12 protein-coding genes are annotated in these 23,756 nt (G+C 40.3%); 4 read left to right on the top strand and 8 right to left on the bottom strand.

What is annotated here, in order from left to right:
- The first annotated feature begins 1 nt into the window (after position 1).
- The 4 genes from KO529_RS05260 to KO529_RS05245 all read left to right on the top strand — a co-directional run bounded on the left by KO529_RS05260 (position 2) and on the right by KO529_RS05245 (position 6,424).
- Entirely contained in the window at positions 2-1,615 is a 1,614-nt protein-coding gene (locus KO529_RS05260; protein WP_215946847.1) for a sodium:solute symporter, read from the top strand.
- 84 nt (positions 1,616-1,699) lie between these two features.
- On the top strand, positions 1,700-3,235 hold the full coding sequence (locus KO529_RS05255; protein ID WP_215946846.1) for a sulfatase family protein: 1,536 nt from the start codon (positions 1,700-1,702) through the stop codon (positions 3,233-3,235).
- A 40-nt stretch (positions 3,236-3,275) separates the two neighbouring features.
- On the top strand, positions 3,276-4,805 hold the full coding sequence (locus KO529_RS05250; protein WP_215946845.1) for a sulfatase family protein: 1,530 nt from the start codon (positions 3,276-3,278) through the stop codon (positions 4,803-4,805).
- A gap of 110 nt (positions 4,806-4,915) precedes the next feature.
- The gene (locus KO529_RS05245; protein WP_215946844.1) at positions 4,916-6,424 is read left to right on the top strand and encodes an alkaline phosphatase D family protein; all 1,509 of its coding nucleotides are present in this window, start codon (positions 4,916-4,918) and stop codon (positions 6,422-6,424) included.
- 422 nt (positions 6,425-6,846) lie between these two features.
- On the opposite strand, the gene KO529_RS05240 is transcribed toward KO529_RS05245, so the two are convergent.
- The 8 genes from KO529_RS05240 to KO529_RS05205 form a co-directional block, all read right to left on the bottom strand.
- The gene (locus KO529_RS05240; RefSeq protein ID WP_215946843.1) at positions 6,847-9,282 is read right to left on the bottom strand and encodes a glycoside hydrolase family 95 protein; all 2,436 of its coding nucleotides are present in this window, start codon (positions 9,280-9,282) and stop codon (positions 6,847-6,849) included.
- A gap of 11 nt (positions 9,283-9,293) precedes the next feature.
- Complete coding sequence (locus KO529_RS05235; protein WP_215946842.1) at positions 9,294-11,693, bottom strand: glycoside hydrolase family 95 protein; 2,400 nt, start codon at positions 11,691-11,693, stop codon at positions 9,294-9,296.
- A 72-nt stretch (positions 11,694-11,765) separates the two neighbouring features.
- A complete protein-coding gene (locus tag KO529_RS05230) occupies positions 11,766-14,276 on the bottom strand; it encodes a glycoside hydrolase family 2 TIM barrel-domain containing protein (protein ID WP_215946841.1) in 2,511 nt (836 codons plus the stop codon).
- Between the two features lie 186 nt (positions 14,277-14,462).
- Positions 14,463-16,136 (bottom strand): RagB/SusD family nutrient uptake outer membrane protein, encoded by a 1,674-nt coding sequence (locus KO529_RS05225; RefSeq protein WP_215946840.1) that lies wholly within the window; start codon positions 16,134-16,136, stop codon positions 14,463-14,465.
- Positions 16,137-16,146: 10 nt separating this feature from the next.
- Entirely contained in the window at positions 16,147-19,524 is a 3,378-nt protein-coding gene (locus tag KO529_RS05220; protein WP_215946839.1) for a TonB-dependent receptor, read from the bottom strand.
- Positions 19,525-19,686: 162 nt separating this feature from the next.
- On the bottom strand, positions 19,687-20,742 hold the full coding sequence (locus tag KO529_RS05215; protein WP_215946838.1) for a FecR family protein: 1,056 nt from the start codon (positions 20,740-20,742) through the stop codon (positions 19,687-19,689).
- Positions 20,743-21,146: 404 nt separating this feature from the next.
- Positions 21,147-21,737 carry an RNA polymerase sigma-70 factor gene (locus KO529_RS05210; protein WP_215946837.1) on the bottom strand — a complete coding sequence of 197 codons (591 nt, stop codon included), beginning with the start codon at positions 21,735-21,737 and terminating at the stop codon, positions 21,147-21,149.
- Between the two features lie 88 nt (positions 21,738-21,825).
- Positions 21,826-23,409 carry an arylsulfatase gene (locus tag KO529_RS05205; protein ID WP_215946836.1) on the bottom strand — a complete coding sequence of 528 codons (1,584 nt, stop codon included), beginning with the start codon at positions 23,407-23,409 and terminating at the stop codon, positions 21,826-21,828.
- Positions 23,410-23,756 lie beyond the last annotated feature (347 nt).

The following is a 23,756-nucleotide window of genomic DNA, read 5'->3' as shown; positions in this document are numbered from 1 at the left end:
TATGAGCACAATTGACCTAATTATAATTCTGTTATACCTAGTTGGAATTCTAGTGCTGGGTATAATGTCCACAGGAAAGACTAAAATGACTTCGGACAACTATTTTCTGGCCGGGCGTAGTCTAAATTGGGTTATAATTGGTGCTGCTCTTTTTGCGAGTAATATTTCTACCATACATTTGGTTGGTTTGGCGGCTTCGGGCTTTGAGGACGGATTGGTCTGGGGTAATTTTGAATGGATGGCCTCAGTGGTCCTGATATTTCTTGGACTTATTTTCGCTCCTTTTTACTTCAAAAGCCAAATTTCCACACTGCCGGAATTCCTGGAAAGAAGATACGGTTCCCCCTCAAGGTCCTTCTTGGCCTTTATGGCCATATTAGGTGCATTGTTTGTGCACATAGGGATGAGCCTCTATGCAGGGGCCATAGTATTCAAATCCTTTTTTGGGATCGATGTATTTGTTTCCATTATAATAATATCGGTCATAACCGCCACCTATACCATCCTAGGTGGATTAAAAGCTGTAGTAATAACCGAAACAGTCCAAACGGTTGTCTTGATCATTGGTGCAGTGATACTAACCATATTTGCCATTAACGCACTGCCAGAAATTGGGGTGAACACCCTAGCCGATTTTAAAGACAGAATAAAACCCGACCAACTGAGCATGCTTAGAAGCGGCGATAATGCCGGAAATTCGGGACTTTCATGGTATGCTATATTCTTAGGCTATCCAATATTGGGTCTTTGGTACTGGTGTTCGGACCAGACTATAGTACAACGCGTACTGGCTGCCAAAAGTGAGGATGATGCCCAAAAGGGACCCATTTTCGCAGGTTTTCTAAAAATCCTTCCCGTATTTATTATGGTATTGCCAGGGGTTATTGGCTATGTATTGTTTAAAGATAAAATAGCCACGAGCAATGAAACTTTACCCGTACTTATCAATGAACTTTTACCCATCGGAATAAAGGGCATTTTTGCCGCGGCCTTACTTTCTGCACTAATGAGTACCATTGCCGCCGCACTCAACAGCTGTTCTACCCTAGTGGCCATAGACATAGCCAAAAGGCTTAAACCATCACTTTCCGATAAAAAACAAGTACAAATAGGAAAATATGTAGCGGTTGTTGTAATGATTTTAGCCATTGCCTGGTCTACCCAAGGAGGAAGATTCAATAGTATATTTGAGGCCATCAACAAGATTGCCGCCGCATTGGCCCCGCCAATTGCTACGGTATTTCTATTTGGGGTATTCAGTAAAAGGGGGACAAAGGAAGCCTCATTGATTACTTTGATATTTGGATTTCTACTGGGAATCAGTGCGTTTGCTGCCGATTTCATCCCAACTCTCTACGGGAAACCAAGTATTATAACAGATAATTGGGGAATACCCTTTATGATGCAGGCATGGTGGTTGTTCTGTATATGTTCCGTAGTATATTTTATAGTTAGTTACCTTACTCCCAAACCCAGCGTGGAGCAATTGCAATATACATGGGACAACCCATGGCAATTTCTAACGGACAAAGAGTTCAAAGGTGCTAAGGATGTCCGACTTTATGCCGGTTTATTGCTTTTTACCCTAATCATCCTTTATACCATTTTTCAATAATCACTTTTAGTATTTACAATTCCCAAAATAATAGCTCTAAAAAAATTGATGTTCCAAAAATATACTCCTAAAATAGTCCCCATTATGAGAAAATCAAGTATACAGATTTTACAAATTTTCACCTTTACATTTACATTGCTTGTTCTTTTTTCTTCCTGTAAAGAGAAGTCACCTCAAAAAGAAGAAGAAAAGAAACCCAATATCATTATTTACTTAACGGATGATCTAGGGTATGGGGATTTAGGTTGTTATGGAAGCCCCATTATAAAAACACCCGAAATAGATAAATTTGCCTCGGAAGGGGTTTTGTTGACCGATTGCCATTCTGCTGGAACCGTATGTTCCCCTTCAAGAGCCGGCCTATTAACGGGCAGAAACCCTTATAGAAGTGGTTTTTATTATATTCAGGGAGCTTATGGAGCTTATTTGAAGAAAGATGAAGTTACCATAGCCGAACTGCTAAAGTCCGGTGGCTATGAAACCGCCTTTATGGGGAAATGGCACCTATCCAGATTGGAAAAAAGCGAAAAATACGATGAGCCGAGTCCAAGCGACCAAGGGTTTGATTATTGGTTCGCCTCTACCCATAATGCTTTTGGAGGTCCCAAAAATTTTGGGAAATTTATCAGGAACGGGGAAGCTGTAGGGGAAGTAGATGGTTGGTATTGTGATGTACTTACCGAGGAGGCCACCAATTGGCTTAGCAATATCAGGGACAAATCCAAACCGTTCCTACTCATTGTTTCTACCCACGAACCCCACACTCCAATTGCACCTCCCGAAAAATACAGCGAGATGTACAACAATGCCGAGGTGGACAGTTTAGAAAAATCGATCAGTTATGGCGGGGTAGCGCGACCAGAATATGATATTACCCAAAATAAAAAAGAATATTACGGCACCGTTTCACAATTGGATGACGCCTTTGGTAATTTAATGAAGACGGTGGACAAAGAAAACCTGACCGACAATACTATGGTCATTTTTACCAGCGACAATGGCCCTGAACACCCCGTAAACTTGGAAGAATCAAAAGGAGAATGGGAAGACCCGATTCGCGATATGTCCTTTGGAACTCCCGGAATTTATAAAGGCATGAAACGATATCCTTATGAAGGTGGACACCGGGTACCTGGTATAGTACGCTATCCCGGTAAAATTCCCGCCGGAACCACTAGCGATGAATTTGTAGTAGGGACAGATTTTATTACTACCGCCGCCAAACTAGCCAATGTAAATACCTCTAGCGATATAACTTTAGACGCCATAGATGCCTTTCCAGCATTTCTCGGTGAAAAAACGAAGCGGGACAAGCCCTATTTATTTCTTTTTCCAACTCATGAAGACACCTATTTCAGAATGCCACATATGGCCATGCGCTATAACAATTACACCCTTCTAGGTTGGTTTCCTGAAAACAAAGACGGTAGCAACCTCATTGATTGGATGAAGTCGTCCGTTCCCGAAAAATTCGCACTCTACGATCTATCTACCGATCCCGAACAAAAAAATGACTTGGCCGAATCACAGCCGAAAGTGGTAAACAAATTAAAGCCTTTGATGTTGGAACAATGGAAAGACATTAGGGATGAGGGACCAGATTGGGGAAAGTCCAAGTAATTTGTACAAAATCGCCTTAATACAGAACCCCTCCAAATTGATGATGAAAAGAATAAAATTAATTAGCTACATATTTCTTTGTGCGACTGCAATGATGGGTTGCAAATCTAAAAATGACAATACTACCGACAAGAAGGTCTTAAAACCCAATATCATTATTTATTTAACCGATGACATGGGTTACGGGGATTTGGGCTGCTACGGCAACCCCATTACCAAGACTCCTGCAATAGACCAGTTTGCCTCGGAAGGAGTTTTGCTAACCGATTGCCATTCTGCCGGAACTGTGTGCTCACCGTCAAGAGCCGGACTTTTAACAGGTAGACACCCCTATAGAAGTGGAATTTATTACCTACAGGGTTACAAGGGAGCACATCTAAGGGATAGCGAAACCACCATTGCCGAAATGCTAAAATCTGGAGGCTATGAAACAGCCTTTATGGGGAAATGGCACTTATCAAGATTAGAGGAATCAGAAAAGATAAAAGAACCCAGTCCAGGGGATCAAGGCTTTGACTATTGGTTTGCCTCTACCCATAATGCTTATGAAGGTCCTAAAAATTTCACCAAATTCATTAGAAACGGCGAAGCGGTGGGTGAGGTTGATGGTTGGTATTGTGACGTACTTACAGAGGAAGCCACAGACTGGCTTACCAACAAAAGGGACAAGGACAAACCTTTCCTCCTTATAGTTTCTACCCACGAGCCACACGCTCCGTTGTCGCCTCCTGAAGAATACAGTAACGTTTACAACAACAGCACAGTCGACTCCTTGGAACACACAATTAAATACGGAGATGTTGATAGACCTGAGTATGATATTAGCCAGAACAAAAAAGAGTATTACGGTACCATTTCTCAATTGGATAATGCCTTTGCCAATTTAATGAAAACGGTAGATCAGGAAAACTTGAAGGATAACACAATGGTTATTTTTACCAGTGACAACGGTCCGGAACATCCGGTAAACTTTGAAGAATCCAAAGGAGAATGGGAAGCACCTACTAGGGATTTTTGTTTTGGAACTCCTGGTAATTTCAGGGGCATGAAAAGATACCCTTATGAAGGAGGCCATAGGGTTCCCGGTATTGTGCGCTATCCAGGAAAAATTCCTGCAGGAACTACCAGTAACGAATTGGTGGTGGCAACTGATTTCTTGACCACGATATCCGAACTAGCTCAAGTAAATGTACCTAGCGGTGTAAATTTGGACGGCACAAATGCATTTCCTGCCTTTTTAGGCCAAAAGACAGAAAGAAACAAGCCCTATTTATGGATATTTCCCACCCATGAGGACACCTATTTTAGAATGCCCCATATGGCCTTGCGCTATAACGATTATACCCTATTGGGTTGGTTACCTGAGAAATCGGATAGCGATACATTAATGGAATGGATGAAAACCTCCGTTCCTGTAAAATTTTCCTTATATGACCTATCCACAGATCCAGAGCAAAAAAATGATCTAGCAGATCTTGAACCCGAAATCATAAGTAAATTACAACCTCTTATGATGGAACAATGGAAGGAAATTAGGGATGAAGGTCCCATTTGGGAGAATTTGAAATAGGACCCTTAAAATCTATTTCACACCCACATTTCTCTTCCTTGGGCCACTTATTAAGTAAGAAAAAATTCAGGGTCCAGTGCAATCACTCAACAAAGTTGAAATTTAAATCTATGAGACGTCGAAATTTTATAAAATTATCCGGAGCTGGAGTCACGGCTCTGTCGTTTAAGCCCTCCTGGGAATTTATGGATGCCAAACCCTCAATGTACAGTTTTCCTCAAATGATAGGAGAAGTTACCCAAACCTCTGCCATTTTACAGACCAGATTAACGGTTACCAACAAGATGCCCGAAAATGGTTTTGATACGGCAGAGGCGCTTTTATCGTTCGACATTCCGGGAGCAGAGGGAACGGCCAAATTTGAAATCGCAGATAACCCCAAGTTTAAGAATTCAGATGTATCACCATGGTTGCAGGCCACTTCGGACCGGGATTTTATAATCAAGTTTCGGATCGATGGGCTTAAGGCGGACACCCAATATTATGTTCGTGTACACTACGGTCCCAATGCGTCCCGTACCAAGAAAGGTCCTGTAAGTGAATTTAGCACCCTCCAATCCTTGGGTTCGGAAAAGCCTACCTCTTTTGTGGTGACTTCATGTTTAAATCTGGGCAAATTTTTCTTGGGAGGAGGAGTACAAAGAGCGGGAAGTAAGAGTAGGGCCGCTGAAGGTGAAGACCGAAAACTGGGATATCCTGCCTTGGAAGTCATGAAAAATCTAAAACCGGCCTTCTGGGTACAGACAGGTGATACGGTCTATTACGATTACCCAAATAAAGGCATTGCAAAAACACTTCCCGAATTGCGGTCCAAGTGGCACAGACAGTTGGGTATGCCACGTATGGAAAGTTTTTTGCGACATGTGCCCGTCTATTTAATGAAGGACGACCACGAATATAGATACAATGATAGCGACAATGTAGAGAATGGTAAGGAGCCTTCCCCACAGACGGCCAGGGCCACTTTTTTGGAACAAGCTCCTATTGCTGCCCCTGAGGACGAAAAGCCAGTTACATACCGTACCCGACAAGTAAACAAACACCTACAGATCTGGATGCCTGAAGGGAGGGATTATAGGGATCCCAATGATAAACCAGATGGTCCCCACAAATCTATCTGGGGCAAGGAACAGCTAGAGTGGATCAAGGAATCGCTAATAGCGAGCGACGCCACCTTTAAGCTCTTTATTGTAGCCTCACCCCTCGTTGGGCCCGATGATGCCTCCAAACACGATAATCATGTAAGCTATGGTGGTTTTCAAAACGAGCGTGACGCCTTTTTCCACTGGCTAAAGAAAAATAATCTTGATAAGAATTTTTATATTATAACCGGCGATCGTCATTGGCAGTATCACTCCATCCATCCAGCTGGTTTTGAAGAATTTGGTACGGGATCTATAAATGGACAGAATTCCAGACATGGCAGAAAACCTGGCGACCCTAATTCTACCGACCCCTTAGGGCTAATAAAACAACCTTATATTCAGGTAGAGCCTACGGGTGGCTTCATCTTGGTGAAGGTAACACCACCTGAAAATGGCAAATCGGCACAGCTTATTTTCGAGACCATAGATGAAACTGGAAAACAACTTAACCTAACGGTAAAAAATACCCAATAAAGATTTATCGTCTACCAGCAAAACCAGAATACCTGTGGGATACCGTCCTAAAAGTCGAATCCAGCAGGAATTCCACTTTTGGTCATTATACATAAGCTCGATTTAAAATAAATCATAAATAACCTATTATCAATTAGTTATAGTCAATATTTCTGTCTCCTCGAGCCTGCCTTGTCGACAGACAGGCGCAGTCGAGAGGTGTTGGACACTTATAATGTTAAAATGAGGTCTCGACTGCTCGACCAGACAACATTACCCTAAACAACTGATTAACAATTAAAAATTGATCGAACTCAAGTTTTTACCTAAACCGTAAAAATTAATTGAACAAAAAAAAGGGGACTGCCTTAAAAGACAGTCCCTTTTTTGTTTAAACACTTTATAAGAAAGCCCTTTCCAAGGCTTTTAAAACATATACCCCACTATTTACTTATTGTTTCGAGGGTCAATTCCTTTTTCTCTCCCGCTTTCAATGTTATCTTCAACATCTTATCTCCGGCTTTTACACTGCAAGAGCCTCCATTCTTTGAATACAACAATACCGAAGTCAATTTTCCATAACTCCACTCCATATCTACCTCAAAATTACCTCGCGCTTTTAACCCAGAAACCTTGCCATTGGACCAATCTGTAGGTATCGCGGGCAATAAATGAATAACAAAATCACCATTTTCATCTTTCATATGGCTTTGAATCAGCATTTCGGCAATTCCTGCAGTAGCTCCTAAATTACCATCAATTTGAAAAGGTCCTATCGTATTCATCAAGCTGGACTTTTTACCTTTTGAAAGTAAGGTCACCACACTCTTATGGGCCTTTTCCCCTTCCAACAATCTGGCGTGCATCAACAAGCCATGGGCATAGGCCCATCCCATTCCTCCTTGACCGTTTTGCTCTCTCCATTCCAAACTTTTACGGGCAGCTTTATAAAGCTCCGGCGTTTCGTTTGTAATCAATGAAAATGGATGCAACCCTAACAAATGGGAAAGGTGTCTGTGGCCTGGCTCCTTTTCTTCCAAAGGCTGACGCCATTCCATAAGTCTACCATTCTCTGGATCAACAGGAAAATCTGGCAATGCGTTTTGTGCTTTAACTAAACGGTCAGACATATCATTCTTCTCCCCTAAAATAGATGCCGCTTCCAAGGTGGCATTAAATACCGCTTTAATTATTGATAAGTGATAGGTAGAAGTGGAAGTAATTCGCAACATTTCCCCTGTGGCTGGATCCCTGTATTGGTTCTCTGGGGATGAAGATGGCATAAAATGCAGCACTCCTTCTGAATCTTCAACCAAAACATCCAGAATAAATTCACTGGCTCCCGATAGCAAGGGATAAAGTCTATTTTTAAGAAACTCCTTATCCTGGGTAAATTCATAGTGGTCCCACAAATTCATTACCATCCAGGCTCCTGGAAGCGCATCCAAAACGCCATTGTTAAATTGGGAGGCAAAAGTAGATGCAGAAGGGGTTACCCTCCCGAACGGATTTGAGGCATGATGAGAAAACCAACCATCGGAACCGTACATTTCTTTTGCCAAAGGCTTACTAGTTTCGGCAATTAGCTCGAACCAATTGACCAAGGGATCCAAAGTTTCCGAAATATTGGTCACATCTGCAGGCCAATAATTCATCTGCAGGTTTACATTTAAATGATAATCCGCTTCCCATGGCGCCCACATTCTCTCACTCCATACACCCTGTAGGTTTGCTGGAAGTACAGCATTGGAACGCGAACTCCCCATAAGCAAGTACCTTCCAAACTGAAACAATTGTGCCTCCAGTCCTGGATCTTGAGCTTCCTCCTTATAAGCCAATAATCGCTCGTCTGTAGGGAGTGAATCTTTAGTGGAACTACCCAAGTCCAGCGCAACACGACCAAACATACTGCTATGGTCTTTCACATGCGCCTTTTTCGAATGTTCCCAAGAGGTAGCAATCACTTTATTAAGATTTTCATTGGCCAATACAGCTGGATCTATAGTGTCGTCAAAATTCAACTTGGACAAATTATAATCGGTCGCAGCAGTCAATTTTATAATAAGTTCATCAGCATTCTTCACTATCAACCTATCTTCATTGGGCACAACACTACCTCCTACAACTTCAGTTTTCACTCGAGCTGCAAAACGCATATGCTCTCCACCTTCACCCGATCCACCGGCATTTTCATCATGGGCCATAGGGGCTTCAATATCCACTATTTGCCCATCCATGTGTAGCAATCCATCTGGCAACGCCTTAATGATTGCATCTTTAGCACGTTCCAATCCAATACTACAATTTATCTTCGTCTTACCTTTGGCTACTATTCGAACATATAATGCGTTGTCTACCGCAGAAATAAAGGATTCCCGTATTATTTCTGAGTCGGGCGTCTTATAGGATACCTTGTGTATTCCACGGGTCAAATCCAATTCCCGCTTATAATTCTGAACGGAATCATGTGCCTCAAAACTTATCAGTAAATCGGCCAAAGGCTCATATGATCTGAAGGAGGCAGGGGCTGCCCCCATATTTTCCAATCCATAGTTATTGGCCTCCATTTTATCTCCGGCCAATATCAACCCTTGGATCTTTTGCAATTTGCCATAATAGTCCTCCGCATAGGGATTGCTGGGACTACCGGCCCACAACGTTTTTTCGTTAAGCTGATAGCGTTCCACATCGGTACCTCCGTAGCACATTGCCCCTAATTGACCATTACCCAATGGAAAGGCATCTGTCCATTTCTTTGCAGGGGATTTATACCATAGCACCAATTTATTGTTTTCAACTTTCTTTTCCTTTTGATCGCATCCTACTAGGGACAATAGAAAAAAAAGAGCCAACACCTTCCCAATATGATTGCCGTTCATCCTTGTAAATATTATTTAAATTCAGTTATTGTTTGTTTTGCCCCAGCCGTCAATTCAACATCAATGATCTTATCCCCAATTCGCAGCTTACACACTTTAGCCTCTTTGGACACTAGCGATACGGACTCCAAAGCTCCATTGCTCCATACAATATCCACTTCATAACCTCCCCTGGCCTTTAAACCGGAAACACTACCTGTGGACCATTCCGATGGCAATGCAGGCAATAGGTTAATAATAGTAGTACCACTTTGATCTGTTTCATGGCTCTGCATCAGCATCTCTGCAATACCTGCCGTTCCCCCAAAATTTCCATCAATCTGAAATGGAGGGTGGTAATCGAACAAGTTATTGGCCGTGGATTTAGCCAAAAGGGCCTTAATATTTTCATAGGCCTTTTCGGAGTTGCCCAAGCGTGCATAAAAATTGATTATCCACGCCCTACTCCATCCGGTATGCCCACCACCGTTGGAAATACGGTGTTCTATACTCCTGTTTATAGCATCTATATAATAAGGGGTCTTGTTCTCTGTAAACTGATTTCCTGGGTAAAGACCGTACAAATGACTCAAATGTCGATGCCCCTTATCCACTTCCTCGAACTCTTGGGACCACTCCATGAGACGGCCGTCCGAGCCAATTTTAGGCAAGGAAAGATTGGCAAGGGCATCTTTTACCCTTTCCACAAATTCATCCTCTATTTTAAGTATTTCCGCAGCTTCCAGAACATTGGTGAAATTGTCCCAGATTATTTCCTGATCCATGGCATTGCCCATGTCCAAATTGGCGAACACCTCTGGATCCTTTGGGGTATAGAATTTATTCTCCGGAGATGTGGACGGACCTGAAACCAATTTACCGGATCTAGGATCCTTAGTTAACCAATCCAAAAGAAATTTAGCCGACTCCTTCATAATGGGGTAAGCGTGATCTTTTAAGAATGCTGTATCCCCGTTAAAATTATAGTGCTCCATAAAGTGACGCGTACACCAGGCACCACCCATGGGCCACATTCCGTATTGCACCTTTCCAATTGGTGAGGTCCAATGCCATACATCTGTGGTATGATGTACCACAAAGCCATCACTATTATATACTTCTTTGGCCGTCTTTTTACCGGCTGGCACCAAACTTTCAATAAAATCGAAAAAAGGTTCATGGCACTCCGAAAGGTTGGTCACCTCTGCTGGCCAATAATTCATCTGCATATTTATATTGGTGTGGTAGTCACTATTCCACGGTGCAGCCAAATGATCGTTCCAAATACCTTGCAAGTTTGCAGGCAAGCTTCCAGGCCTAGAGGAAGAAATTAACAAATAACGTCCATATTGAAAATATAAGGCCATTAAACCAGGATCATCGGCTCCCTTGGCAACCGCTTCCAATCTCTCATTGGTAGGTCTTTCCTCGCCCTTAATTTCACCAAGATCAATAGCAACCCTATTAAAAAACTTTTGATAATCCGCAATGTGATCTTCTTTCAGTTTTTTGAGGGACCTTTTTGCCGCCTTCTTCAATTTAGTAGCACAAACTGTGCTTAAATTTTGGGTCAATGGGGAAAAAGGTGATGCTGCATTATAATCCGTAGCAGCCGAAATTATAAGTACAACCGAATTGGCCTTGCTTATGGAAAGGGTGCCATTGCCCGATTTTACACCCCCTCCTTTAGGCAAGGCCATAATCTGGGTTTCATATTTCACTCCCAAATGCTTGCCTTTCTGACTTACCTGGCCCCACATTTTTAACCTATTCTTTCCTATATTGGCCACTTCAAAATCGGCCTTGCGCTGCATTTCCAGTTCCAAAGAAATGGATTTGGGCCGGTCTGCCGTTATCACCACAACTATGGCATCATCTATAGCACTGCTAAAATATTCCCTAGTGTAGTTTACACCGTCTGCAGTAAAGCTTGTTTTTGCAATGGCGTTATTGATGTCCAGTTCCCTCCTATAATTTGAAGGAGTACCTTTCAATTCAAAATTCAGGATGAGATCGCCCAATGTCTGATAACTTCTAGGGGCTATCCGTGGTCCCATTACATCATCCTGTACCAGTTTATTGGCTTCCGCATAATCACCCTGGAAAATTAACTCCCTGGCCTTTTCAACGGATTTATAGGCTCCTACCCTATTTTCAGGAATTGGTGGACCTGCCCAAACGGACTCCTCATTTAGCTGAAGTTTTTCCTGTTCAACGCCGCCAAAAACCATGGCTCCAAGTTTACCATTACCAATGGGAAGGGCCTCCATCCAATTGGCCGCAGGCTCCAGGTACCATAATTTATTGTTATTCCCCTCGCTGCCCGCAATTCCCGAATTTGACGTCTGGGCTATTGCACTGTAATGGAAAAAGAACATAAAACAAAAACCCAAAACTATTGCCTTGGCCTTGGCAGCGCTATTTGTCTTCATAACTAAACTGTATATTTTTCTACCTTGAAATTGAAAAGCTTCTTTCATTATTCTTTTTTGTGGACAAATCATTTAAATTGATTTCGCTACAACTTTGGCTCCTTCCAGGCCTTCTCCTTCGGCCGTTATGGTAATCTGTCCACTCTTTTTTGTGGCCTTTACTATTATTATACATTTACCATTAAAGGCCTTTCTTGTATCTCCCACAAAACTTTCCTCACTTTTTGGGTCACCGTTATCCACGGCCAAAATAGTTGCCTCCCCTTCTACTGTGAATTTTATATTATTGGAAGCATCCGGAACAAAATTGTTGTTGGCGTCCAATATATTTACCTCTACATGAACCACATCCTGTCCGTTGGCATCTATGACCTTGGCATCTGCCAATAATTCAATTTTAGCAGGGGCGTCAGCAGTAGTAATTACTTTCTCACAAACCATCTTGCCGTCTTTATAACCCCTTGCAATTAAGGTTCCTGCTTCATAAGGAACTTTCCACATTAAATCCATAAGATCTCCCATTTCCTTTTTGCCAAGCGATTTGCCATTAAGTAACAATTCAACACTATCACAATTGGAGTAAGCCACAACAGGAATTTCTACACCTTCCTTACCTTCCCAATTCCAATGCGGAAGAATATGCACCATAGGCTCCTCTGTCCATTGACTTTGATAAAAATAATAGGTATCCTTAGGAAAGCCACACATATCTATTATACCAAAATTCCAAAGTTTTGCCGGCCATCCAAACATGGACTCTCCCAAATAGTCGAAACCTGTCCATCTAAATTCCCCTGCCATATAAGGAAAATCCCTTGTTCGCCTCCAGGAATCCCTGGCAGAAATACGTACCATGGAATTGTCATAAGAGGAACTGTAATACTTACTGACCTCACCAAATACTTCCTCATCTGTTAGGTCCGGAACTTCCATAATACCTCCCAATGGGTTTTTTCCACGGACCCATGATTTACTTTGGTAAACACCACGCGTCTGAAAAGTATGTGGCACCTCGGTAGCTACAAATTTTCTTTCGGGGTAAGTTTCACGGTCTTGTTCATACATAAAAGCAGAGCCTCCGCCTCCATTATAACCGGTAACATCCAAAATACTGGCGAATCCACTTTCATTGGCCAAATGCATGTGTGTTATACCGCAAGTGATGGGTCTTGTAGCGTCTTCACGCCTAACCACATCCATAAGTACTTTCAAACGTTCCGTTCCTTCTACAAAGCAGGCATCGGGTATTTCATTACCCACACTCCAAAGGACTATGGACGGATGGTTACGATCTCTTCTAATTAATTCCGTAAGGTCCTTTTCCGCCCAATCCTCAAAGTAGAGGTGGTAACCGTATTTTGCCTTGCCTTCTTTCTTTTTATTTCCAAATGGCCAGGATTCGATCCATTCATCAAAGGCCTCGTCCATCACCATAAAGCCCATTTTATCACATAGATCCAATAGCACTTCACTAGGAGGATTATGTGCAGTACGGATGGCATTACAACCCATCTCCTTTAATATTTTAAGTCTTCTTTCCAGAACCTTATCGTTCATCGCCGCACCCAAGGCTCCCAAATCACTATGGTTGTTAACCCCTTTCAATTTTGTATTTACACCGTTTAGGAAAAAACCATTATCTGCTGTAAACTTAATACTGCGTATTCCCATATTGGTAGACACCTCATCCACTACTTCATCATTTAGCCTAACCTCTGTTTTCAGGGTGTAGAGATATGGATTCTCCGGAGACCATAAATTGGGCTTGCTCACGGTTAAGTTCTGACGGATTTTCTCTTCTTGGTTCCCTAAGATGTTGGCTTGGGATTGGTGCTCGGCTACCAATTGATTATTGGCATCATATACTTTATTGACCAAGGTAAATTCCTTGGAATCTTCCAATCCATTTAGAACCTGCGTATTTATCTCTACCGCAGCATTGTCCTCGGTAATGGAAGAAGTTGTTACATACACCCCATATCTATCAATATGAAGCTTATTTGTCTTTACCAGCCAAACATGTCTGTAGATACCGGAACCCGTAAACCACCTTGCACTGGGTTCCTTGGAATTATCCACCCTTACGGATAGTACATTTTCTTCCCCAAAATTAAGATAGGGAGTTAGATCATAATTAAAACTAATGTAACCAAAAGGTCTCTTTCCTAAATAATTTCCATTTATCCAGACCTCACTGTTCATATAGACACCGCCAAACTCGATGGTGACCTTGGAGTCCTTGTCGGATTTATCCAAAGTGAAATTTTTTCTATACCATCCAATACCTCCAGGAGCATATGCCCCTACATTCCCTGCCGGGTTTTCCTTTAAAAAAGGCCCTGCTATGCTCCAATCATGAGGCACATCTACGGATTCCCATTTACTATCGTTAAAAGATAGTTGTGAAGCTTCTGGAAAATCGCCCTTTGTAAATTTCCAATCAAAATCGAATTTAATTTTTTCCCTTGGTGCTTTTGTCGGTGCATCTGCACTATTACAACTGTAAAAATTAAGTACAAATAGGGACAGACCTACAGTAAATAAAATGTCCTTAAAAAAATTCCTCTGTTTAGATTGTTTCATCGTTAGATTTGCTACGTTTTGATATTACTTCTTAATTGATTCCTTAAAGATCAAGGCTCTAAATTATCCCTACTTTATTTAGTAACAAAAGAATTTGTAACCTTTATTTAAAAAGGGGTGAAATTCTAACGAACTCACCCCTTTTTATTAAGAATTTACGAATATTATCAGCTTATTATACTAAATTTAATAACCTGGATTCTGCTCCAATACAGCCTCTGTATTCCTTTCGATCTCCCGATTGGGTATTGGCCAAAGATTATGGAAATCCTCTATAAGGAAACTTTCATACTTACCATTGTTAAATGGATGATGTAAGTTTCTTCTTTCATCTATTAGCCCTAATCTATTCAAGGTCATTAATCTAGATTCTTCCCAAGTTAATTCCCTAGCCCTTTCGTCAAGAATATAATCTATATCCACATCTCCTTCTTCCACTGGGATCGCATTGGATCTTGCCCTAACAGCATTAATATCCTCGGCAGCATTGGCCAGGTCACCGTTGTTTAGGTAGGCTTCTGCCCTTAAAAGATAGGTTTCTGCCAAACGAATATTATAATGGTCCCTAAAAGTTTGAGAAGCATTTCTCGTTACCTCACCTGTTTCATAATCAACCATCACTTCATCTGGAAAATCGTTAATCGGGGTCGCTTTGGCGAAAATAGCATTCCAATACCTATTATATGTTGTATTACCACTCTGATCAAATGCATTGTCAGCAACAATATTTTTCCCATAATATGCAGACTCCGGATTATCGGCCACCAGGTCCCGAATAATGTTATATTCAGAATTACGCATATCATTGGGATCACCCTCCCAGATATCCTCCAAAACATAATCTGAAGGGGCAAACCATCCTATACCCCTACCCCCATTCTGGGTTGTAGGAGCAAAAAATAGCGGATTTCCATCCAATCCAGTTAAGTTGTAATATCCGGGACAAAGATATTGAGTCAAAATACTACCACGGCCACCACCAGTAACATTGTATTCGTACTGCGCAACCCAAATACCTTCGGTATTACCTGAATTACGGTTTTGGTTACCTCTTCTAAAAAGATCACCATATACATCTCCATCCTCATCCACCTTACTTCCAAAACGAGATGTCATTAAGGCATAATCAGGATTATCTATTACTGCCGTAGCACTGGCAATGGCCTTATCATACTCTCCCGTACTTATATACAATTCAGCTAACATATGATATGCAGCAGCATTGGTCAACCTACCTTCCTCCCATATGTCACCTACATCGGGCAAATTGGCAGCGGCATACTCCAAATCACTAATAATTTGAGCATACACCTCATCGAGGCTAGCCCTAACATAATCTCTTTTAGCTTCGGTAGTCTCTTCCAACACAAGAGGCACACCTCCATATAAATGAGCCAAATTCCTATAGGAAAAGGCCCTCAAGAAACTTGCTTCTGCCTTCAGAACAGTACGTTGCTCTTCAGTATCGAACTCGGTGTCTTCCCCATCAATTCTTCCCAAAACAACATTGGCATCAAAAACTATTGAATAATAACGCGTCCAAAGATTTATTACATAAGTATTATCTGCTGTTAGGGAAGCCGAATAAGAATTCAATCCTGAAGTAGCATTAATTGCTGCATAAGCCATATCAGTTGAAAAATTCCAAACAAATGGGCCATATGATGCCGCCCAGACATGATATAAATCAGTCAAGTTGTACAAACTTGCCACAGCCTGGTTGAACTGATCAAAAGTCTGATACGAATTATTTGCACTGTAGAAGTCCAAAACTTCCTCTTCCAACCATTCATCTTCCTTACATGAAAAGAAACTAAGAAATAGGAATATAAAAACTATTGTATATCTATTTTTTTTCATCTTAATATTTTTAAAATTCAACATTTAAGCCCACTGAATAATTTGCCATAACCGGACTATAACCCCATGTATAGGTTGACCCTATCTCTGGGTCCCATCCGCGCCATTTTGTAAACGTATGAAGGTTTTTCCCGCTCACAAAAAGCTTTAAGCTACTAAAGCCAAGTTTCTCAAGTATGCTCCTATCAAAATCATAGGTAAGGGAAACATCCTGAATACGCACAAAATTTCTTTGCATATATCTTTTGGCCTCATAGGAAGCGGAAACATCCAATCTTCTAAACCTAGCATCCGTATTCTCCGGCATCCAATAATCCCAACCTCCAGTAGGTACATTTTGTGAATCATATCGTTCAAGAACAGTGTTTGCCGAACCAAAAATTAAGGAATCCTCTCCATAATAATAATCTTTACCACCTTGAACCGAATTAACAAAAGCGTACAAACTAAAATTCTTGTAACGAACCGTGTTGGCGATACCAAATCGATATCCAGGATCACTATATCCTAAAATCTTTTTATCATCAAGGGAAGAATATGCGCCATCGTCATTTAAATCTGCAATTTTATAAGTACCTGCATAAAAACCATCAGGAACATCTCCTGCTGCTTCGTCGGCCAATTGCCACATACCAGTAATTTCATAATCATAAATAACATTCGTAGGTTCCCCTATGAATAGTTGATCCGAAACCAAATCATCCTCTATCCCATCACCATCATCATCTGCTCCCAAAACAGAAACAATTTCATTTCTGTTTCTGGAATAGTTAAAGGTTGTTTCCCATTTAAAATCGCTATTATTGATCCATTTACTGGTCAACGAAAATTCAAGTCCGTGGTTTGCCACTTCACCAATATTGGTGTTGATACTGCTAAAACCGGAAGTGGTGGGCAAATCAATTGCATAAAGAATGTCTTTTGTAGAATTGTTGTAATATTCCACATTACCACTTAATCTAGAATTTAAAAAGGCAAAATCAACTCCTAAGTTCAATCCTGTAGTAGTCTCCCAACCCAATTCATTATTGGCCAAAGATGAGATTGACTGTGTAATAGTGGTAGACCCGCCATCTCCAAAAATATAACCATAATTACCATCTACCGTTGCATTTACAACTGCCTGGGTATCATACCTACCGACACCTCTACGACCTGTAGTACCATAAGAACCCCTAAGTTTTAAATAATTCAACCATTTAGAATCTTGATTGATAAAATTCTCCTTACTAACTACCCAGCCAAATGCCATGGACGGGAAGACACCAATTTTATCCTCGGTTCCAAAACCTGAGAAACCATCTCTTCTAACTGTACCTGTTAATAAATATTTACTGTCATAGCTATACTGTAAGCGCCCCATAGTATACAAGCTCTGCTCCCTTTCAGCACCTGTATTTACACCATACAAACTTGCATCACCGGCCTCTAGGGAATTATATCCTAATATATCATTGGTAAAATTTGAAGCATTTACATTTGTAAAGGAATAATTTCGTTCTTCCACCCCATAAAGAAGTGTAGCACTAACATTATGCACCCTATTAAAAGTCTTGTTATAGCTAAGTATATTATCCAATGTCCAATCATAATATTTAGAGGCATTTTTATAACCATAGCCCGTAAAATTGGATTCGGTCGGGTCAAAATTGTTATGATCTACAGTTCTGTAATTTTGCGAAAAGTTGATTCGATAATTTAAACCATCTATTGGCAATTTTACATCGGCATGAATATTGGCAAAAAGATTTAAATGTTTTTCCTCATCATCAGTTTCAAGATCCAACAAAGGATTGGTCCATGTCCCCTCTAGTGTTTGCCTGGGCGTAACACCATCATCCTCATACAATGGCGTAAATGGCATCACCAATGAGGCCGTAGCATAACGTGGAGTCTCGCCATCATAGTCACTGGTGGTAACAAATGTTTCCGTACCCACCTTTAACCAATCATTAATTGTAGCATCCAAGTTCATACGATAATTTACTTTCTTGTAGGTATCGTTCACCACAAATCCTTTAACATCCGTTAAACCTCCAGAAAAGAAGTATCCAAAGTTTTCGGACCTCCCGGTCACACTTAAATTATGGTTATTGATATAGCCATCACCTGTAAGAATATCATACAAGAGACTATCAGTACCATTATTATAACCTTGTATCATTTCATTAGTACCGAAATACTTAGTAACATCAAAGCTAGGATCGGAATCCAAATAACCTGACTCTTCGGTTCTGGAACCTTCGGCCCAATATGCGTCTGGTAAAAATTCCTTAAGCTCGGCAGTATGCATTGGCTCCAAAGCCGTATTGGTAGGCGTCTGAATTGTATAACTAGCAGAATAGTTAATTACCGGCTTCCCTATTGTCTTACCTTTTTTAGTGGTAATAATTATAACACCATTGGCAGCCTGAGAACCGTATATAGCGGCAGAACTGGCATCCTTTAAAACATCCACAGATTCAATATCGGCCTTGTTCAAATCAACAAGATTTCCCCTATAAATTATTCCATCCACTACAATTAGAGGTTGATTTGCCGCAGCACCGCTTGAAAGCGAATTCTGCCCCCTAATAGAGATGGTTGGATCTTCACCAGCTGCATCTGTAGCGCCGATATTCAATCCTGCGACAGAACCTTGCATAGCAGATAAAATAGAAACATTGGGAACTTCCGCCATTCTTTCCACATCTACACTTACAACAGCCCCGGTTAGGTCACTTTTCTTTGCGACTCCATAACCAATGGCCACAAATTCTTCCAAACCAATAATATCAGACTCCATGCTAACATTCATAGAACTGCCTGTCACGGTAACCTCTTGGGTTTTCATACCCAAGTATGAGAAAACCAAGACATCATTGGTAGCAGCAGCAATAGAATAATTTCCATCAAAATCCGTAACCACTCCAGTACTTGTACCTTTTACGACCACAGAAACCCCTGGCAAAGGAATATTAAATTCATCTACAACAACACCCTCTACGATATTCTGCTCAGCATTCTTTACACCCGCCATGCTCTTTGGAGAAATTATTATCTGCCTGTCCATAAGGGAAAAAACCACTTCATCATTTTCAAAAATCGCATCCAGGATTTTGGAAATCTTCCATTTGTTTACCTCAAGACTTACTTTTCTCTCAACATTAACCAGGTTATTGTTGTACACGAAATAAAACTCACTGTTTTCTTCTATTTCCGTCAACACTTGCTTAATGGAAGTATTCGCTACACTAAGTGAAAGCTTTGTATCCTGCGAATAAGTAGAGACAGGAACAGCCGCGAATGACGACAAACAAATAATTAGAACAAATAATTTCATAATGAGGAACATTTTGGAAGGCGGAAACACCTTAAAGGCTTTCCCAACCATTAACTTTTTTTTCATAATTTTGGATTGGTATTAAATTGATACTATTTAACTACCTGAATTCTCAGTTCAGGGAAATTTTAGACAGGGAAGTGCGTCAACACTTTCCTGTTTTTTTCAATCATCTTATCATAGGCAAGAAAGTTTAAGTTGTTTTTGTTAGAGTTTTCGTTAATGCTATTATTTTTTAATCGACAATATTACCTGCCTCCTACTGAAGCTATCGTCATTCATTTTTTTTGATGCCAAAATTTCATATTCCATAGGCGAAGACAGACTTAACAGTTTAAGAACCTGCTCCAAGGTTTCATCATTAAAAGTTGCTGTGAACCTATAATTTTCAAGGGCCTTGTCACTTATTTCAATATCCACGTTGTACCATTTTTCCAATCTACTGACAACCTTATCTATTGGATCCCCATAAAAAACCATTTGGCCATCTTTCCATGCGGTATACCTACTCATCTTGGAATCGCTGATACGGGATAATCTTTTCTCGCTGATATTACACTCCACCACATCATTGGGGTTCAAAACCATATACTCTTTTCTATTTCCTTTATCTCCTTGCACCAAACTCACTTTCCCTTCCACCAAGGCTACTTCCATAGAGTCATATTCATCATAAGCGGAAACATTGAAGGAGGTACCGTACACCTTTACATCCAACCCGGCCGTATTGACAATAAATGGCTTTGATTCATTCTTGGTTACATCAAAATAGCCTTCGCCATTTAACTCTACTACCCTTTCCTCCGTATTATCAAAAATAACAGGGAACTTAAGTGTACTCCCTGAATTAAGCCAAACATTGGTTCCGTCCGCTAAAAGTAGCTTGGTACGGGTACCATAGGACGCCCTTACCTCTTGGTACACTGTTCCGGATGTACCATCAATTAAATCGTTGGCCCCTAGAAGGTAATTGAACAGGAATCCAAGCCCCATGGCAAGAATCAATGCTGCAGCAACCCGAAGATTGCCAAAACTGAATCTTCTTTTAAATCGAAAATCCGGTATACGTTTTTTGGTTTTTAGGAGTGATGCTTCTACATCTATAGTATTGGACAACAACAACTCTCCAGATCTTTTCCACAATTTTTCGTAAATCTCGAATTTCTTTTTGTTCTCTTGCGACAAGGAAATCCATTGATCCAAGAAAATCTGTTCTTTAGAATCCAGCTCACCTTTAAAGGACTTGGCTATGATACGTTCAATCTTATTTTCTTTTTTTTCCAATTGCTTTATAGATATGGTTCAGTTAAATGACGAGCCATAATAGAGTACACCCTACGTTTATGTAAAAAAAAAGTTAAATTAATGCTGTAAATGAAGTGAGAACATCAAGAAAGGAATGACACACAAACCATTCCACCCCAATAAAAACAAGGCTTAAGACGTAAATTAAGAATATCTACATCATTAATATATAATATAAAAAAAATGTTGCCAACCCATCATTTTTTTTCAAATTGCATAAATTTTGTTCTAGGAAAATAGGCAGATAAGATTCCAAAAAAGAATGGAAAATGCCGTTGTGGAAAGAAGAAGATGAGACAAGCCTTGCTATTTACCAACCTTATATAGATCCACATTCAATACAGTGAAATAACATAAACCTGCAGTCAAATATGTTGATTCTGCTACAATTTTGACATCCAAATCAAAATGGCAAGTACAACCGTAGTAAAATAAGGCTGCAAATCTTTACGCAACAGTTTTAAGGCCCTACTCAGTAGGGCTTCGACCGCCTTACTTGAAATGTTCATTTTAACCCCAATTTCCTTATAGGTAAGATTCTCGAACCTACTGTACTCAAAGGCCATTTTACTCTTTTTGGGAAGGGCGGAAATTGCTTTGACAAGAAGTTCCTCGAACTCACGGGACAACAAAGAATTCTCTGCGTTGATTACGAACTCCTCCAATTCCAATTTTTCGTGTAGCTTCTCCAACGACTTAACCTGCCTAATATGATCTATACATCTGTTCCTTACCATGCGCGACAGATATGCCGGTAAACTTTCTATACTATCCGCCCTATCACGGTTGGCCCATAGCTTCACGAAGCAATCCTGAACAAGACTTTGAGCCTGGTCCAGATCATAAACATAATTGGTGGCATAAGCACAAAGCCCTTTGTAGTACCTTCGAAAAATACAATCAAAAGCCTCCTCTTTGTTATTTTTTAATTCAGATATTAAGAATTCGTCGGGGGTTTGCTCCTTAAATCTCATTACAAAAAATTATTTCTTTATCCCATACTCCTCTGACATAAAACCTAAGACAATTACATTGGACTACATTTAAACTTATGCGCCATAATCAAGACCTTATATAAGGTAAAATACTACTTCTTACTTTGAACCATCCATTGTTCAAATCACCGTCACATTCCTCTATCAATATTTTTTTCAACTTTTCAGCTTTCTCCTCATTACCCTCATAAAGATTTTTTTCCTCCCTATAATCATCTGGCAGATAGTATAATTGAAAAATATCATCAGCTGCAAAATATCGTAGTTTCCAACCTTCTTTGGATACTATGGCCGGTCCCAAAAACGAAGAATACACCACATAATCATGTTCTTGTCCTTTTTCTCCCAATAACTCTGGAAGGTAGGAAACCCCGTCCTTGCTCTCAGGGATGTCAAAATCCACCAAATCTGCCATTGTAGCCATAAAGTCATAGTTGGAAACCAAGGCATCCGATGTTGTTCCTGGCTTTATCTTACCCGGCCATCTGGCTATTAAGGGTACTCTAACCCCACCTTCCCAATTACTTCTTTTAATTCCTGCCATACCATCATTACCATCAAACACATCCCCTGCCAATTCACTATAATACTTGGTATTTAAATCGTCAAAAAACTCCCCGGTTTTCATGTTCCTTACCGGTTTTAATATTCTGCCTTCCTTGGAATAATATATTTCATGTCCATTATCGGAGGTAAAGACCACCATGGTATTATCATCAATCCCAAGAGTCTTCAGCTCATTCATAATGATACCTACATGGTCATCCAACATTTTCACCATAGACGCATACTCTTTTTCAATTTGCGTAAGCCTATCATCATTGACAAAGTCTTCATGCACCTTGGGAATTGCTACAGGACCGTGCGGCAATTGGGTAGGGTGATAAAGAAAAAATGGCTTATCCTTATTACCCCTTATAAAAGTCAATATTTTTTCTAGAAATAGGTCTTGGGAATAGTTAGTCTTTCCTTCCATATTCCATCGTTCTTCATAGGCTTTTTCCGTTTCCTTTTCCATGGTCTTACCACAGTTTGCCAAAGTGTTGCCTTCAATATTGATCAAATTTCCATTCTCAAACAGGAAAGGCGGATAAAATCCATGACAACGCACATGGTCCAAATATCCATAATAGTAATCCCAACCATGTCTTTTCATCTGCTTGTCTGTAGTTGAAAAACCCCATTCCAGTTTACCAACTTCTCCCGTAACATATCCTGAAGACTTAAATACTTCTGCCAAAAACACTTCATCTTCTGGAATTTCACCCAACTGATCGTTCAGCTTCTGTTCAATTTCCTCTTGATCCATAGTGCCTCTGGAAATATTTAGGTACAGCCCCCCTGCAGTTATTTTCCACCGATCTTTTTGGGCATCGTGATAGCCTGTAATAAGACTGGCCCTTGCCGGGGCACAGAACATAGCACCATAGGCATTTTCAAAACGCATGCCCTCACTGGCCAAGCCGTCTATATTTGGTGTTTTAATAATGCGCTGCCCCTCCACTGAAAGTAATCCCCTTCCCAGATCATCGGCATATATAAGGATAACATTAGGTTTGGTACTTACAACACCCTTTTCTTTTTTCGCTTCCGAACAACCCGCAATGATCAAAATTGCAGTAAACAAACCAATCGAGTTCCTAAAACCCATATCTCTTTCAAAAATCAATTAAACATTCATAAAACCAACATCCTGCTTAACAAGCCACAAAATTACTTGGCCCAAATTCCGAAATATTCAATTTAATCACTTATTAATGATAAATTAAGAATATCAAAAAATAACAAAGCATCAATCCGCCGGAATAATTTTATAAATATAGAAAAATATCCACAAAACAATAAACTTTAAATTTAAGTTAAATCACAAATATCACATATTTACCTGAAAAACAATTACTTATGTGAAATTTGCTTTAATGATAATCACAAATCAAATATGAAATTTTACACAAAAATCAATTTAAAATTTGTCAAATCACCATATTAGTCTACTTT

The organism is Arenibacter algicola, from assembly GCF_018860365.1.
Lineage (GTDB): Bacteria > Bacteroidota > Bacteroidia > Flavobacteriales > Flavobacteriaceae > Arenibacter > Arenibacter algicola_B.
The sequence above is the reverse complement of the archived record's forward strand: the minus strand, read 5'-3'. Positions and strand labels throughout refer to the sequence as shown.